The organism is Cytobacillus spongiae (assembly GCF_021390075.1).
Window position 1 is genome coordinate 3,558,409 of the sequence record NZ_CP089997.1, and the last position, 13,891, is coordinate 3,572,299.

Sequence of the window (13,891 nt, forward strand, 5' to 3'; positions counted from 1 at the left end):
TAGAACTAGATTTTCACATGAATCAAAACGATTATTTGACTGCGTTGCTTGCGATATGAACGGCATCCCACACTCCAGCAAATGGTGGTGCGTAGCATAAATCAACCATCCCTAATTCATCCGCTGTCATTTGGTTATGAATGGCCACTGCAAATATATCAATTCGTAACACAACGCCTTTAGGCCCAATAGCTTGTGCTCCAAGTATTTTTCTTGACCTTTTTTCACAAATTAGCTTAATCCATATGGGCGTTTGATTTGGATAATAACCAGGATGATCCGCGCTTTGAACGAAGACTGTGCTGTAATCAATGGCAAGATCTTTCGCTTCAGATTCAGACAGCCCTGTTCGCCCTAGCTCAAGATCACATACCTTAATAGCAGCACTACCAAGTGTGCCGACATACTTTTGGTGCTTGCCAGCAATATTAGCCCCTGCTATACGTCCGCATTTATTGGCATTTGTCCCAAGTGGAATAAATGTGTTTTCTTCCATAACCTTATGGTATACCTGGGCACAGTCCCCGGCAGAATAAATGCCTTCGATATTTGTTCGCATTTCTCGATCAATGATAACAGCTCCGTTTGAAGCTAACGCAATTCCAGATCCTTCTAGAAATTTAGTCGCTGGCTTAACTCCGATTGATAGGAGAACCAGGTCTGCTTTATACGTCCCCTTATCCGTCCTTACTGCCTCTACATTTTCAAAACCGAGGAATTCCTCAACTTTTTCACCTAGATTAAGAGAAGCTCCATGACGAATCAACTCTTCTTCCGCCATATCCGTTACTTCCTGATCAAAGGTTCTTAAGATTCTCTCAGAAAGTTCGATAATTCTTACACTCTTCCCTAGATGAAGCATGGCTTCAGCCACTTCAATGCCAATATAGCCACCACCAACAATAACGACATCTTGAATTTCATCCTGGTTTGCTATTTCCTTTAGATGGATTCCATCTTCAAGTGTCTTTAATCCGTGAATATTGCCAAGCTTAACACCTGGAAATGGCGGGACAATCGGAAATGTTCCAGTTGAAATCATCAATTGATCGTACGTATCTATAAATAGTTTATTCTGTCCAATGTCTCTTACTAGCACTTGTTTTTTCTCAGGAACAACCTTTACAACTTCATGATGGAGAAAAGACTGTATACCCATCTTCTCAAATTGATCCTTTGTTCTAGCAATCATTTTTGTATAATCATCATTTTCACCTGATACATAATAAGGAAGGCCACAAGCTCCGTAAGATAAAAACCCACCCTTTTCATAGACAACCACTTCAGAGTCGGGATTCATACGCTTTAATTTAGAGGCAGCAGACATTCCAGCTGCGACTCCACCAATTACGATTAGCTTCATTGCTCTCTACTCCTACTGTTGATTTCTAGCACCTTGGATTCTGCATCATTCAAGGCACTTTCAACTGATTTTTTTCCAGAAAAGGCGTTGGAGATTTCTTCATACAAGGGGGCCATTCGATCTCCAGCAGCCTCCATCATCGGAAGGGGCTTTGCATAGTGTTCGATCAGCTGTAAATGTGTCTTATACCAAGCAAATTTAGACGAGTCTGTGCTATATGTTGACTTTCTCACGGGCGATCCTGCATAGCTTCCAATCATTCGATCAATTTGCTTCGAGGTGATATACGATAGAAATTCATTTGCTAGCTCATGATGAGCGGATTGCTGATGTATCGCGAAGCTCCAAGTGACATTCCAAGCGCTATTTAAAGCAGCAAACCCAATATCATCCTTGTCTATACAGTTTTCATCTAGCACGAATCCCACTTGACCACCCCAAGTAACAGCTAGTACACATTCCTTATTTTGAAGTGCTTCTCTCACTTCATTATTGCCAAAGCCTTCTACATTTGCTGAAGCGAATTGCTTCATTTTTATATAGTTAGTCAGTGCTTCCTTGCCTTTTGGTTCATTAAAGGTAGGCACGTGTCTCTTAGGATCAAAGGCATCGATTCCTTCATTTCGCAAGTATGGAAGAAAGTCTAAGAAAATTTCGCTTGGATGGGCTTTCAGTGCAATTCCATCCATTCCTTCTTTCCCGTGACATATTGCTGCTACTTTCATTATGGTAGCGGTATCAATTACTTCAGGTAGGAGCTCTCCATAATATTTCTCAACAATCGATTTTCGATATAGTAAAAAGTGACCATCACAAAAGGAAGGATATAAGTATTGTTTTCCAGATACTTTTAGCTCATCTCTAATTACATCCACTATATCCTCAAGGTCATACTCAGAATCACTAGGAATGTTTACTTCTGCTAAATACCCCTGCTCGACAAAATCCTTAAGCCATAGATGCCCTGCTACCATGACAATGTCGTAGTAAGCTTTTCCAGCAAATGTATCCATCAGCTTCCCGTAATAATCATTCCAAGGAACAATCGTAAATTCAACCTTCGTTCCATATAGCGTCGTAAATGTAGGTAAAATTGAAAATTGTCGATCTGTATATGCATAAACCGCAGGGTCTCCCACAGCTAGGACTTTTAACACCTTTTCCATGTTATTCCCCCAGTTTTATTGTTCAATAGTAGGTTCACGATCAATGATACCTATAACCACTGCATCAACTGGGGCATTTCTCTTTAGTGCATATTGAGCAGGTGCTCCCATTGATACTAAGACGAGTTCACCTTCTCCTGCTCCTATTTCATCTGCTGCGACAAAGTAAGCTTCCTTGTCTCCATAACAAGGCTGAATCACTAAAAGTTTATACCCCTGTAGTCCCTCGCACTTTCTTGTAGACACTACTTTGCTGATGACCTTGCCTAATATCATGATTTTGAGCCTCCATTATTCACGTACTATTTTTAGTTGTTCTTTACCTGTTAGACCAAACGCATTTGCGTCATCTGTATCAATGTGCATATCTAAAGCATAATTTTCTCTTACACGTATAGTGACTTGCCCCATCGTTCCGCCTTTAGGACCCTCTACTACTACAGATACTTTTTGCTTATCAACCACTTGATAATCTTTCGCATCATTTGGTGTCATATGGATGTGTCGATCTGCGATAATGCATCCCTCAACTATGTCGATTGATCCATTCGGCCCCATGATTGTAATTGGCGCAGACCCGTTTAAGTTCCCAGATTCTCTCACAGGCGGATTAATTCCGAGCTTCCTAGCATCTGTTCGAGCAATCTCAACCTGGGTTTGCTTACGAATAGGAGCGAGCACTCGTACTTTCTCTATCTTTCCTTTCGGTCCGATAATCGTTACCTGTTCATTACACGCAAATTGTCCTGGCTGTGAAATATCCTTAAATTTCGTTAATTGATGGCCGTGACCAAATAATAGATCAATATGTTCACGCTGAAGGTGGACGTGTCTAGCGGATATACTTACAGGCACATCGCTTTTCGGCTGTTGAGAATGGATGAGTCCATGAGCTTGAAGCTCATGGACAACAGATTTAGTAATTTCGGCTAATAGCTCATTTTGGTTAAATGATTTCAACTCAGTCACCACTTTACTTTAAGAAAGGTAGTAATTTTTCAACATCTGAATGTGGTCTCGGGATGACATGAACAGCTACTAGTTCGCCCACACGTTGTGCCGCTTCTGCTCCAACCTCAGTTGCTGCCTTTACAGCTCCAATCTCACCTCTTACAATGACTGACACTAATCCTGATCCAATTTTCTCACTGCCAACGATTTCTACATTTGCTGCCTTTAACATAGCATCTGCTGCCTCTATTGCTGCTGTTAAACCTCTTGTTTCGATTACTCCTAAAGATCCACTCATTGTAAACTTCCTCCTTATTATTATGTTTTGTTAACCGTGGAAGTTGATGCTCTATTTCTCAGGACAAAGGGGTGTTTGAATTTCGCTCTTGTGTAATCATGTTTCTTCCTCTATTTCCTTTGAAATTTCCTATCTTCCTCTCCAATCTACTCTCTTCTAAAGCACGAACTGTATGACAAAGATCATTATGATAAGTTAGGAATTAATTTAGTTACATCTCCATGTGGTCTTGGAATCACATGAACAGCTACTAGCTCACCTACACGCTGTGCCGCTTCTGCTCCTACTTCTGTTGCAGCTTTTACCGCTCCAACATCTCCTTTAATAATGACAGAAACTAACCCAGATCCAATTTTCTCACTACCAACGATTTCTACATTCGCTGCCTTTAACATGGCATCTGCTGCCTCTATTGCTGCTGTTAGCCCTCTTGTTTCAATTACACCTAAAGATTCATTCATTGTTCTTCCTCCTCACATTTCTTCTCGGTTTTGGTTGTACTTCTTCGTTACTGATTTCTGTTCCAGCTTCTTCAGTTGTTGTTGTTTCTTTTAATGCTTCATTTGGCACTTCTTCGGTTGACACTTGTTGCTCTTCCTTAGAAGAGATCATATATTTTAAAATTTCAGGATGTGGTTTGGAGATCACGACAGCCATTTTTAAAGGATTTGATTCCTTCTGCTGACAAACCTGCTTCGCCACTTCAATAGCGGCTGAAACATCTGAAATTCCTCCACCAATGATGACACTTACAAGTCTGCCACCTAAATAATTTTCACTTGTGATAAACTCAATATTTGCTGACTTGCTCATTTCATCTAAAAGCTGCATAGCAACCGCAAAATATTGTGCCTCTATAACGCCAATTGCTTCATATTGTTTCATTTTTGATCACCTTTTTTCTCAGGCCCTATTAATGCTTCTAAGCCATCATAGGGTCTTGGAATGACACTTACAGCCGCGACCTCCCCTAATCTCTGTGCCGCTTCTGCTCCTCGTTCTACTGCTACTTGTACTGATGCGAGATCTCCTCTAACCATAATGGCGATGAAACCCGAACCAACTCTTTGGACGCTCTCTACTTCAACAAAAGCGGATTTGACCATAGTATCGATACAAGAAGTAGCGGTGGCAATTCCGATTACCTCAATGATTCCTAATGATTGATACAACATGATCACCCTCTACTAGGATCTTAAGCACTTATTTCACCTTTACCTTACCAGTTGAAAGCAATTTCATTAATTCCTCTGAACCTGAAGGGATTAAATGAGTTAAAATATCTTGTTCACGGATGTATTTACTAGCTTCTTCTCTTGCAACATCTAAAGCGATTCGCACATCAGAGATTCCACCTGTAAACTTCACTTGAATGACGACGGGAATGGGCGCCCGGTCCCCTTCAGAAGGATTGTTGCAGTCCATTCCTTCAATATGAATATCCGCTGATTTACAAGCTTGATCCATTGCAGCTAGGGCCACACTATAACCTTGTACTTCTAGTAAACCGATAGCACTTCTCATTTGTCTCACCTACCCTATGATTCTAAATCCACCTTCAGCAAGAACACATCTTCTCTGTCTCGTAAATGTACGAGCAGACGTGATTCCTTCCCCTGTAGGTCCAGCGATTGTCATTGTTGTATGTCCCTCGCCACCAAATCCAACACCAGCTAATGAGGAAGCATTCTTTACAAATATCGTTGTTTCTATTGCTCTAGCAAATTTCGTTAGGTGATCCACGTTCCTTGAATGCATAACTGCTGTATGACGGTTTCCATGCTCCGCTTGAACGGCCAAATCAATTGCTTCATCTAAATTCTTCACACGTACAATTGGAAGAACAGGCATCATCTGTTCGAGCTGGACGAATGGGTGATCAAATTCAACATCACATATTAATAGTTTAATATCGGATGAAGCTACTACTCCTATTTTTTCAAGGAAAAGCTTTGCATCCTTTCCAACCCAATGCTTAGAAACATGATAATCTCGTTTGTTATCTAAGCTACATCCCTGCGCAACTTGCTTTTCATTTTCTTCAAGGGCGAAGCTCATTACCTGTTGTAATTGTTGTTGATCCAGCATATATGCTCCGTTATTCAATAAATGAAATATAAGGTCATTTGCTACTGATTCTTGAACAAATACTTCTTTTTCAGCAATACATAACAAATTGTTATCAAAGGAAGCCCCGTTAATAATGGATTTGGCTGCATTTTCGAGATCAGCTGTTTCATCTACGATAACAGGAGGATTTCCTGCACCTGCTCCAATTGCTTTTTTCCCAGATTGTAATAGCGCTTTTACCAGTCCTGGTCCACCTGTTCCAACCAATACTTTTACTTTAGGGCTTTCTGTTAATACCTTCATCGTATCAAGGGTAGGATTCTTCACCATACTTACCAGATTTGCTGGTCCTCCTACAGCTTGAACCGCTTGGTTAATTAATTTAATTACGTATTCACAAGATTGCTTGCTCGATGGGTGGACATTAAAGACAACCGCATTCCCCGCAGCTAGCATACTAATGCTATTATTCACGACCGTTTCCGTTGGATTGGTAACGGGAGTAACCGCCCCTATCAGCCCAAATGGAGCCTGTTCAACAATCGTTAATCCATCATCACCGGAAAAGGCTGCAGTTGCTAAGTCTTCTGTACCAGGAGTCCCGGTAGCAACAAGCTCATGCTTAGCAATTTTATCTTGATATTTTCCTAATTTCGTTTCTTCATAAACCATTTTTGCTAATGTTTCTTTTTCATTTAAAATAGCCGTTCGTATGGAGGAAATTATTCGCTCTCGATCCTTCACTTGATAATCTTTCACATATTCTATTTGTGCTTGATAGCCCGCATCAATTGCGTCCTCCATGCGTTCAAATATCCCATTCGTTATCGTGTGAGTCGTAGAAGCAGCTCGAATCTCTCCCGTTGCATCCGGCGTAATCGTTTTCATTTTTATGGGGGCTATGGTTTGATTTTGTGTTGAAGAATCCTTCCCCATAACTGTCTCAATATTTTGAAGTACAGATTGAATGATGTTTTGAATATCCTTTTCACTTACATTCATACTCATCATTACTCCTCCCTCTCATTTACAATTTGAAACAGAAACCAGCAAAAGCATGTGTCTACTAAACCAAAGCTGACTAGGGAGATTCATATAGGATATCTCCCCAGGATCAGAGGTTTATTTACCTATCTGCTGCTTGCCATTTCATAAGTCATTCACTGATAAATACTAGAGTATATATTTGTTAGCTTTGTAGCTGTTTTAACACACTTTCAGTAACTTTACGTACTACTGCCTCAATTAGCTCGTTTTTATTTGGCTCCTCAGCCATTTGACTAGTTTGTTTAATTGGAGAGCTTTGTTCAGGTGTACAACTTGGAACTCCACCTGTGTTGATCCCTAGCTTCTGTCTAATTTGAATCAGGTCATCAATTTGAGTACAGCTTAGTTCGTTCGCCTTGTTGATAATATTATTAGAATACATATGCATTAGTGCGTAATGCTCTAATGATTCCATACGGTAATACGCCTCTATCAAATCTCTTCCCCACGTTAGTGCCCCATGATTTGCTAGTAATACAGCATTATGGTCCTTACAATACGGTGCAATGGAATCTGGTACTTCTTGTGTTCCCGGAGTTGCATAAGGCGCTACCGGAACAGTCCCCAATAGAACGACTGCTTCTGGTGAAATCGGTTTTTCTAGATTAATTCCCGCAATAGCAAAGGACGTCGCTACCGGTGGATGAGCATGTACAACCGCATTTACCTCAGGGTTTTCGTTATATACGCGCAAGTGCATTTTCACTTCAGAAGATGGTTTCATCTTTCCTGAGATGACTTTACCACCTAAGTCCATTTTCACCATCATATCTGGTGTCATAAACCCTTTGCTGACACCAGTTGGCGTTGTCCAAATTGTGTTAGGACCACACTTTACCGATATGTTGCCATCATTTGCTGCTACAAAGTTTTTGTTATATATTCTTCTACCAATCTCACAAATTAGTTTTTTTGCTTCAAAATCTGATAAATATTTTGTTTTCTCAATCACTTTCAACTACTCCTTTACTTGGAAGTCCATTCATTCATTTATGTCAATCTGATGCTTCATCCAATCTCGCTTGTTTATACTGTAATTTTCTTATTTTTACCCTGTTTTGTCAAACTTTATTTTGTTTTATTTGTGTTTTTTGTTGTTTTTGTCACAAAAACTCACAAGAAACCAAAAGATATTGAAAAAAATAGCTGATTTACCTAACTATTTCCTCTTATTTGCTTTAAAATAATTTCAAAACCAAAACCCATATGATATGATTAGCTTGAAACAAAGCTTGTACACAGCCGTTTCAATTGCTATTAATAAATTATTAGAGGGATTAAATATGCTACCAATTGCCAGAAAAAACAAAATAAAAGAACTGATTATCGAAAAGAAAAGTATTACTGTAGCTGAGTTAACTTCTCTTTTTAAAGTGACTGAGGAAACCATTCGTCGCGATCTAAAACAATTAGAAGATGAAGGAGTTCTAAACCGCACTTACGGTGGCGCCTATGTTTCGGACGGCGTCCAAAGTGATGTGGATGTCAGCATTCGCGAGCACATACATGTAGAAGGAAAAAAGAAAATTGCCGCAAGGTGTCTACCATTTATTAAGAGCGGAGATTCGATCTTCCTAGATGCATCAACAACTTCTCTAGTAATTGCAAGTATGCTGAAGGATTATAAACTAACTGTTGTCACGAATTCCATAAAAGTGATTACAACCTTAATGGACAACCCGAACATTCGTTTAATTATGATTGGCGGCACTCTCTCGAATTCTTCCCTCTCTAATCTAGGTAAAACCGCAGAGGATAATTTAAGAAAGTACTTTTTTGATTCCGCTTTCATTTCCTGTCGCTCGGTTAGTATGCAGCATGGAATTACAGACTCCAACGAACAGCAAGCAGCTATTCGCCAAATTGCTTCTGACCATGCTAACCATGTCTTTTTAGTAGCTGATTACACCAAGTTTGATAAAACATCCTTTGTTAGCATTTGTGGATTTGAAAAGGTAGAAACTGTTGTCGTTGATAACACCCTTTCAAAAGAATGGCATGCGTTTCTACAGGAAAAGGATGTAAAGGTGATTGAGTGCGAATAAGCAAGGTATGCTTGGGCATCCTCTCTGTTTGCTTCATAAAAAAAAGCAACACACACGAAAAGATCTTTATACAAAAAGGGATTCGATCTGATATCGAATCCCTTTTTGTATTCTTATTTATCTTGCTTAAACATTTTTGGAAGACTTTCTGTGAATGGCGCATATGCTACGCCATTTTCCGTTACAATCCCTGTTATGAATTGATGATCCGTCACGTCAAATGCCGGGTTGTATGTTTTCACGTCCTCAGGAGCCATTGGCTCACTGTACCATTTAGAAGTAATTTCTTCTGATGGTCTTAATTCAATGTGAATGTCGTCACCTGTTTTACACTCTAAGTCTACTGTTGATAGGGGTGCACAAACATAGACTGGAATGTTATAGTGCTTCGCCAATATCGCTACACCAGACGTTCCAATTTTGTTCGCCGTATCTCCGTTCGCTGCTACGCGGTCACATCCAACTAGCACCGCTTGAATCTTTCCTTCTTTCATAACGATCGAAGCCATATTGTCACAAATCAACGTGACATCAACACCAGCTTCCTTCAATTCCCAAGCGGTTAGACGGGCACCTTGTAACAATGGACGAGTTTCGTCAGCGAATACTTTAAAGTCATATCCCCGCTCTTGTCCTAAATAAATAGGTGCTAAAGCTGTCCCATACTTAGCTGTTGCAATCGTTCCCGCATTACAATGCGTTAAAATTCCCATACCCGGCTTAAGGAGCTCAAGGGCATGCTCACCGATCGACTCACAAACCTTTGCATCTTCTTCACGAATCGTTTCTGCTTCATCTCTCAGAGCAAGCTTAACCTCAGCAACCGATTTTCCTTCTTCTTTCTTAAATCGTTTTTCCATACGGTCTAAAGCCCAGAATAAGTTCACAGCCGTTGGACGGGAGGATGCTAAATATTCCTTAACCTTTTGGAAATCTTCATATAGCTCTTCATAGCTCTCTGCACCTGATTGCTTCGTCCCTAAATAAGCACCGTATGCTGCCGCGATTCCAATTGCAGGAGCTCCCCTTACTCTTAAATGATAAATTGCATCCCATACATCCTTCATTTCTTTTAGTTCAAGGAATACCTTTTGATTTGGCAATAACGTCTGATCCAACAGAATTAACCTATCGTTCTCATCATCAAGCTTCACTGATTGAATGACCTGCACTAAGTTTTCCATCTCCAACACTCCTTATACCAATTGTAAGCACTCTTGAAGCGTTCTTACATAATCGGAACCATTTTTCATCGTAGCTCTTTCTAAAATGAACTTCTTCCCAATGTTTAATACTACCTTTTCAGCAGCTGATCGTTTAGCTTCGTCCTCAATGGATGTAATGTCCTTGACATGGGCAATTCCAATGATACGTCTGCAAAGCTCTAAGCCAGTAACAGCAGATGTATCTTGTAAAATTCCATCTAAATAAAACGCCTTAAATCCATTATAACGAGCAACTGCTTCTAACGCTTGCTGATCAAATGTGAGATTGAATTTCTCTTTGAACAAATCTACTACATCGCGAATCGTTTCTTCTAAGTATGTTAAATACGCTTCACGTTCCTCGTTATGTTCAATGGTATATTGTGCACTAACATAAGCAAACGTTAAATTTGCAATTACATTTCCAATGTCATATCCAGCAGGTCCGTAGAAGGCAAATTCTGGATCGATGACTTTCGTCGAATCTTCTTTAATAAAAATTGAACCTGTATGCAAATCACCATGTAAAAGGGATTGTGCTTTTGTCATAAATTCGAACTTTAACTTTGCCGTTTCAAGCTTTAAAGCTTCATCTTGCCAAATATGCTCTTCTACAAAAGCTCTAGTGGCAGGTGTCATATCATTTCTGTCACAATCAAAGAATGGCTCAGTATAGACTAAATCCTCAGTAATTTCACAAAGCTCTGGATTCGTGAAGCGTTTAACCAGTTCTTTCTTTTCCTTATGCTCTAATACAACATCTGATGTTAACAACAAAGTATTTACCAAGAATGTGGTAATATGGTCTGCGAACAATGGGAATTTTTGATGCTGCATAAGAGCTGTCCTCATAATGACATGATCCGATAGATCCTCCATTACACAGCAATTCATCACTGGATCATATTTATACACCTTAGGTACAAACCCTGGAGCTAATTCAAATTGCATCGCCAAAATTTCACTTTCAATTCGGTTACGATCTGGAGAGAGTTTAAATTCGTCAGAAATCCTCGCAACTGGTCCTGCCTGTTTTACAATTATGGATTGGCCCGTTTTCTCATCTATTACTCGGAAAACGTAGTTTAAGTTTCCATCACCAATTTCTTTACAAGTCAATTCAGCCTTAGCGTTAAAAACATCCAGCATCGTTTTAGCGTAAGCAATGGCATCTTCTTCATTCATTCTGAAATACTCTACTGTAAAATCTCTCATTCCAACCGCTCCCTCTTTTTATTTTTGCTTATAGTAAGTTAATGCAAGCGCAAATGCGAGCACTGTTCCCTTGACAATATCCATAGAGTAATACGGAACAGACATCATAACGAGTCCATTTTGTAATATCCCAATTAACACAGCTCCAACAAATGTTCCAAAGGCATTTGGTTTCCCAGCACCTAAAACGGAGAAGCCAATGAAAGCCGCTGCTACAGAATCCATTAAGTATGGGGCACCTGCATTAATTTCTGCTGTCATTACACGAGAAGCTAAGATAATTCCTCCAATCGCCGCAAATGTTGCTGATAGAAGGTAGGCCATCACCTTATATTTATTAACCGGGATTCCAGACAATCTAGCCGCCTCTTGATTTCCACCAATTACGTACATGTATCTACCATGCTTTGTATACGTTAAGAAAACGTGAACAACGATAACCGCAACAACCATGATGATAATAATCCATGGAACTTGTCCCAATTTTGCGAAAAAAGGACTGATAACCCCTGTAGAAAAAGTACCATCTGCCATAATCATATTCTGTGAAACTGTTGCCCCTTTTGTATATGTAAGGGCAATCCCTTGAATAATAAACATCGTTGCAAGCGTCATCAGCATATCTGGAATTCGCATCTTAACAATCATAAATGAGTTTAATGCTCCGACTACAAGAGATGCGGCAATCGCTGCAATAATAGCTACGAGAGTATTTTGCGAGAACCACACAAACATAGATATAACAACCGCATTAGATAAGGATGCGACTGACCCTACCGATAAGTCGAATCCATTAACAGATAATGAAATGGTAATCCCAATCGCAATGATCGTTACAATGGATATTGAACGTAGAATATTTACGATATTGGAACCTTGCATAAAGGAAGGATTTGCTACCGAAAAGATAATAATCAGTACAGCAATAGTAAGGATGGTTCCGTACTTATATAAGAAATCAAATAGTTCAAAGCCCTTTTTCTTCGATGTGTTCGTTTGAATCGGATTCGAAGCATTCATTTTACTTGCCTCCTGTTGAATAGAATAAAATTTCTTCTTCGTTCGTCACTTGAGTATCAAGTTCTTTTACAACTTCTCCATCGTACACAACATACACTCGATCGGTTATACCGATAATTTCTGATAGCTCACAAGATGCATAGATAATTGCTTTTCCGCGCTGCGCAAGATTAATAATCAATTCAAAAATATCTTTCTTTGCTCCAACATCTACACCTTTTGTTGGCTCATCAAACACATATACATCTGCATCAGCAATGAGCCATTTCCCGATTGCTACCTTCTGCTGATTCCCTCCAGACAGATTTTGCACCTTCGTTTCTTCAGAAGGGGTTTTAATACCCAAGCTATTAATTAGCTCAACAGAAGTCTTCTTTTCTTCCTTAAAGTTTAAGAAGCTGAAAAACTGGCTAAATTTCTTTAGATTAGCAGACGTTAAGTTCGTTGCAACTGACTCTAGAACTAGAATTCCTTCTTTTCGCCGCTCCTCAGGTACTAAGGCAATACCTTGCTTAACAGCATCGTTGGGATTATTAATTTTAAGCTTCTTCCCATTCAACGAAATATCACCTGAGGCAATCTTTGTTGCACCAAATAGTGTTTTACAAAATTCTGTTTTCCCCGCTCCCACAAGGCCTGCGATACCGACAATCTCACCTGCATTAACATGCATGGAGAAATCTTTAATTTTTTGTTCCATATCGTTAAGTCCATTTACATCTAGGACTTTATTTCCAATGCTCACAACTTTCTCTGGGAATTGCTCGTCTAGCTTTCTTCCTAGCATATGTTCTACGACCTTATTAGGAGTCGTATCAGCAATTCTTTCTTTTGTGACATATTCTCCATTACGCATCACGGTAATATCATCACAAATTTCAAATAGCTCTGGTAATCTATGAGAAATAAAGATTACTCCCACATTTTTGCTCTTTAAATCTCGGACAATTCGAAATAGCTCTTTCGTTTCTGAATGACTTAATGGAGCAGTTGGCTCATCTAAAATTAAGAATTTACATTCCTTTGAAATGGATCGTGCAATTAAGACCATTTGTTTTTCCGCTAGTGTTAATTCACTTACAAGCTTCTTAGATGGAACATTTACGTTAATTTCCCTCAAAATTTCCGTAGCTCTCTCATGGATGCCTTTCCAATTCACAAGTTGTTTTTTCCCCATATCATGAACTGTTTCGTTCAGCATAATATTCTCGCCTACAGTTAAATATGGAATTAAAGCTGTATCAACTTCTTGATACACAATTTGAATTCCTAATCCTTGAGCATCTTTCGGAGATTGAATCTCCACTTTCTCACCATTTAAGAAAATCTCACCGGTAAAATGATTGTACGCACCAGAGAGCACCTTCATTAATGTAGACTTTCCTGCACCATTCGCTCCAATGAGTGCCTGTGTTGTACCCGTTTCTGTAGTAAAATCCACCTCATTTAAGGCTTTTACCCCAGGGAACTCAATTGATATTTTCTTCATTTCTAATAAAGTGCTAGCCATA

General features: G+C 39.5%; 16 protein-coding genes. 1 reads left to right on the forward strand and 15 read right to left on the reverse strand.

Annotated features, from left to right (window positions below):
• Positions 1 to 31 precede the first annotated feature (31 nt).
• The 11 genes from LS684_RS18025 to LS684_RS18075 all read right to left on the reverse strand — a co-directional run bounded on the left by LS684_RS18025 (position 32) and on the right by LS684_RS18075 (position 7,847).
• Entirely contained in the window at positions 32 to 1,363 is a 1,332-nt protein-coding gene (locus LS684_RS18025) for a CoA-disulfide reductase (protein WP_233808071.1), read from the reverse strand.
• Positions 1,360 to 2,529: an extracellular solute-binding protein gene (locus LS684_RS18030; RefSeq protein WP_233808073.1), complete on the reverse strand. Its 1,170-nt coding sequence runs from the start codon at positions 2,527 to 2,529 to the stop codon at positions 1,360 to 1,362. Before LS684_RS18030 ends, LS684_RS18025 begins: the two co-directional genes overlap by 4 nt.
• 15 nt (positions 2,530 to 2,544) lie before the next feature.
• On the reverse strand, positions 2,545 to 2,805 hold the full coding sequence (locus tag LS684_RS18035) for a EutN/CcmL family microcompartment protein (protein WP_233808075.1): 261 nt from the start codon (positions 2,803 to 2,805) through the stop codon (positions 2,545 to 2,547).
• A 15-nt stretch (positions 2,806 to 2,820) separates the two neighbouring features.
• Positions 2,821 to 3,489: a phosphate propanoyltransferase gene (locus LS684_RS18040; RefSeq protein ID WP_233808076.1), complete on the reverse strand. Its 669-nt coding sequence runs from the start codon at positions 3,487 to 3,489 to the stop codon at positions 2,821 to 2,823.
• A gap of 13 nt (positions 3,490 to 3,502) precedes the next feature.
• A complete protein-coding gene (locus LS684_RS18045; protein ID WP_233808077.1) occupies positions 3,503 to 3,778 on the reverse strand; it encodes a BMC domain-containing protein in 276 nt (91 codons plus the stop codon).
• A gap of 185 nt (positions 3,779 to 3,963) precedes the next feature.
• On the reverse strand, positions 3,964 to 4,239 hold the full coding sequence (locus tag LS684_RS18050; RefSeq protein WP_233808078.1) for a BMC domain-containing protein: 276 nt from the start codon (positions 4,237 to 4,239) through the stop codon (positions 3,964 to 3,966).
• On the reverse strand, positions 4,232 to 4,663 hold the full coding sequence (locus LS684_RS18055) for a BMC domain-containing protein (protein WP_233808079.1): 432 nt from the start codon (positions 4,661 to 4,663) through the stop codon (positions 4,232 to 4,234). Before LS684_RS18055 ends, LS684_RS18050 begins: the two co-directional genes overlap by 8 nt.
• The gene (locus LS684_RS18060) at positions 4,660 to 4,953 is read right to left on the reverse strand and encodes a BMC domain-containing protein (protein WP_233808080.1); all 294 of its coding nucleotides are present in this window, start codon (positions 4,951 to 4,953) and stop codon (positions 4,660 to 4,662) included. Before LS684_RS18060 ends, LS684_RS18055 begins: the two co-directional genes overlap by 4 nt.
• 28 nt (positions 4,954 to 4,981) lie before the next feature.
• Positions 4,982 to 5,302: a BMC domain-containing protein gene (locus tag LS684_RS18065; protein WP_233808081.1), complete on the reverse strand. Its 321-nt coding sequence runs from the start codon at positions 5,300 to 5,302 to the stop codon at positions 4,982 to 4,984.
• Positions 5,303 to 5,311: 9 nt separating this feature from the next.
• Complete coding sequence (locus LS684_RS18070) at positions 5,312 to 6,859, reverse strand: aldehyde dehydrogenase family protein (RefSeq protein ID WP_233808084.1); 1,548 nt, start codon at positions 6,857 to 6,859, stop codon at positions 5,312 to 5,314.
• Between the two features lie 178 nt (positions 6,860 to 7,037).
• Entirely contained in the window at positions 7,038 to 7,847 is an 810-nt protein-coding gene (locus tag LS684_RS18075; RefSeq protein WP_233808086.1) for a class II aldolase/adducin family protein, read from the reverse strand.
• Positions 7,848 to 8,115: 268 nt separating this feature from the next.
• Here LS684_RS18075 and LS684_RS18080 point away from each other — a divergent pair, with 268 nt between their 5' ends.
• The gene (locus tag LS684_RS18080) at positions 8,116 to 8,940 is read left to right on the forward strand and encodes a DeoR/GlpR family DNA-binding transcription regulator (RefSeq protein WP_233808091.1); all 825 of its coding nucleotides are present in this window, start codon (positions 8,116 to 8,118) and stop codon (positions 8,938 to 8,940) included.
• A gap of 113 nt (positions 8,941 to 9,053) precedes the next feature.
• Here the strand turns inward: LS684_RS18080 and mtnA are convergent, their stop codons facing one another.
• Genes mtnA through LS684_RS18100 form a run of 4 tightly spaced genes read right to left on the reverse strand, consistent with a single transcriptional unit; the run spans position 9,054 to position 13,890 of the window.
• Positions 9,054 to 10,124 (reverse strand): S-methyl-5-thioribose-1-phosphate isomerase, encoded by a 1,071-nt coding sequence (gene mtnA / locus LS684_RS18085; RefSeq protein WP_233808093.1) that lies wholly within the window; start codon positions 10,122 to 10,124, stop codon positions 9,054 to 9,056.
• A gap of 12 nt (positions 10,125 to 10,136) precedes the next feature.
• Positions 10,137 to 11,360: an S-methyl-5-thioribose kinase gene (gene mtnK, locus LS684_RS18090; protein WP_233808094.1), complete on the reverse strand. Its 1,224-nt coding sequence runs from the start codon at positions 11,358 to 11,360 to the stop codon at positions 10,137 to 10,139.
• Between the two features lie 18 nt (positions 11,361 to 11,378).
• Positions 11,379 to 12,380, reverse strand: coding sequence for an ABC transporter permease (locus LS684_RS18095; RefSeq protein ID WP_233808096.1), 1,002 nt, complete (start codon positions 12,378 to 12,380; stop codon positions 11,379 to 11,381).
• Between the two features lies 1 nt (position 12,381).
• Positions 12,382 to 13,890: a sugar ABC transporter ATP-binding protein gene (locus LS684_RS18100; protein ID WP_233808098.1), complete on the reverse strand. Its 1,509-nt coding sequence runs from the start codon at positions 13,888 to 13,890 to the stop codon at positions 12,382 to 12,384.
• Position 13,891 lies beyond the last annotated feature (1 nt).

Coding starts and splice junctions, on each gene's coding strand:
- LS684_RS18025 (WP_233808071.1), bottom strand. CDS start 1,363: ATGAAGCTAATCGTAATTGGTGGAGTCGCAGCTGGAATGTCTGCTGCC.
- LS684_RS18030 (WP_233808073.1), bottom strand. CDS start 2,529: ATGGAAAAGGTGTTAAAAGTCCTAGCTGTGGGAGACCCTGCGGTTTAT.
- LS684_RS18035 (WP_233808075.1), bottom strand. CDS start 2,805: ATGATATTAGGCAAGGTCATCAGCAAAGTAGTGTCTACAAGAAAGTGC.
- LS684_RS18045 (WP_233808077.1), bottom strand. CDS start 3,778: ATGAGTGGATCTTTAGGAGTAATCGAAACAAGAGGTTTAACAGCAGCA.
- LS684_RS18050 (WP_233808078.1), bottom strand. CDS start 4,239: ATGAATGAATCTTTAGGTGTAATTGAAACAAGAGGGCTAACAGCAGCA.
- LS684_RS18055 (WP_233808079.1), bottom strand. CDS start 4,663: ATGAAACAATATGAAGCAATTGGCGTTATAGAGGCACAATATTTTGCG.
- LS684_RS18060 (WP_233808080.1), bottom strand. CDS start 4,953: ATGTTGTATCAATCATTAGGAATCATTGAGGTAATCGGAATTGCCACC.
- LS684_RS18065 (WP_233808081.1), bottom strand. CDS start 5,302: ATGAGAAGTGCTATCGGTTTACTAGAAGTACAAGGTTATAGTGTGGCC.
- LS684_RS18070 (WP_233808084.1), bottom strand. CDS start 6,859: ATGATGAGTATGAATGTAAGTGAAAAGGATATTCAAAACATCATTCAA.
- mtnA (WP_233808093.1), bottom strand. CDS start 10,124: ATGGAAAACTTAGTGCAGGTCATTCAATCAGTGAAGCTTGATGATGAG.
- mtnK (WP_233808094.1), bottom strand. CDS start 11,360: ATGAGAGATTTTACAGTAGAGTATTTCAGAATGAATGAAGAAGATGCC.
- LS684_RS18095 (WP_233808096.1), bottom strand. CDS start 12,380: ATGAATGCTTCGAATCCGATTCAAACGAACACATCGAAGAAAAAGGGC.
- LS684_RS18100 (WP_233808098.1), bottom strand. CDS start 13,890: ATGGCTAGCACTTTATTAGAAATGAAGAAAATATCAATTGAGTTCCCT.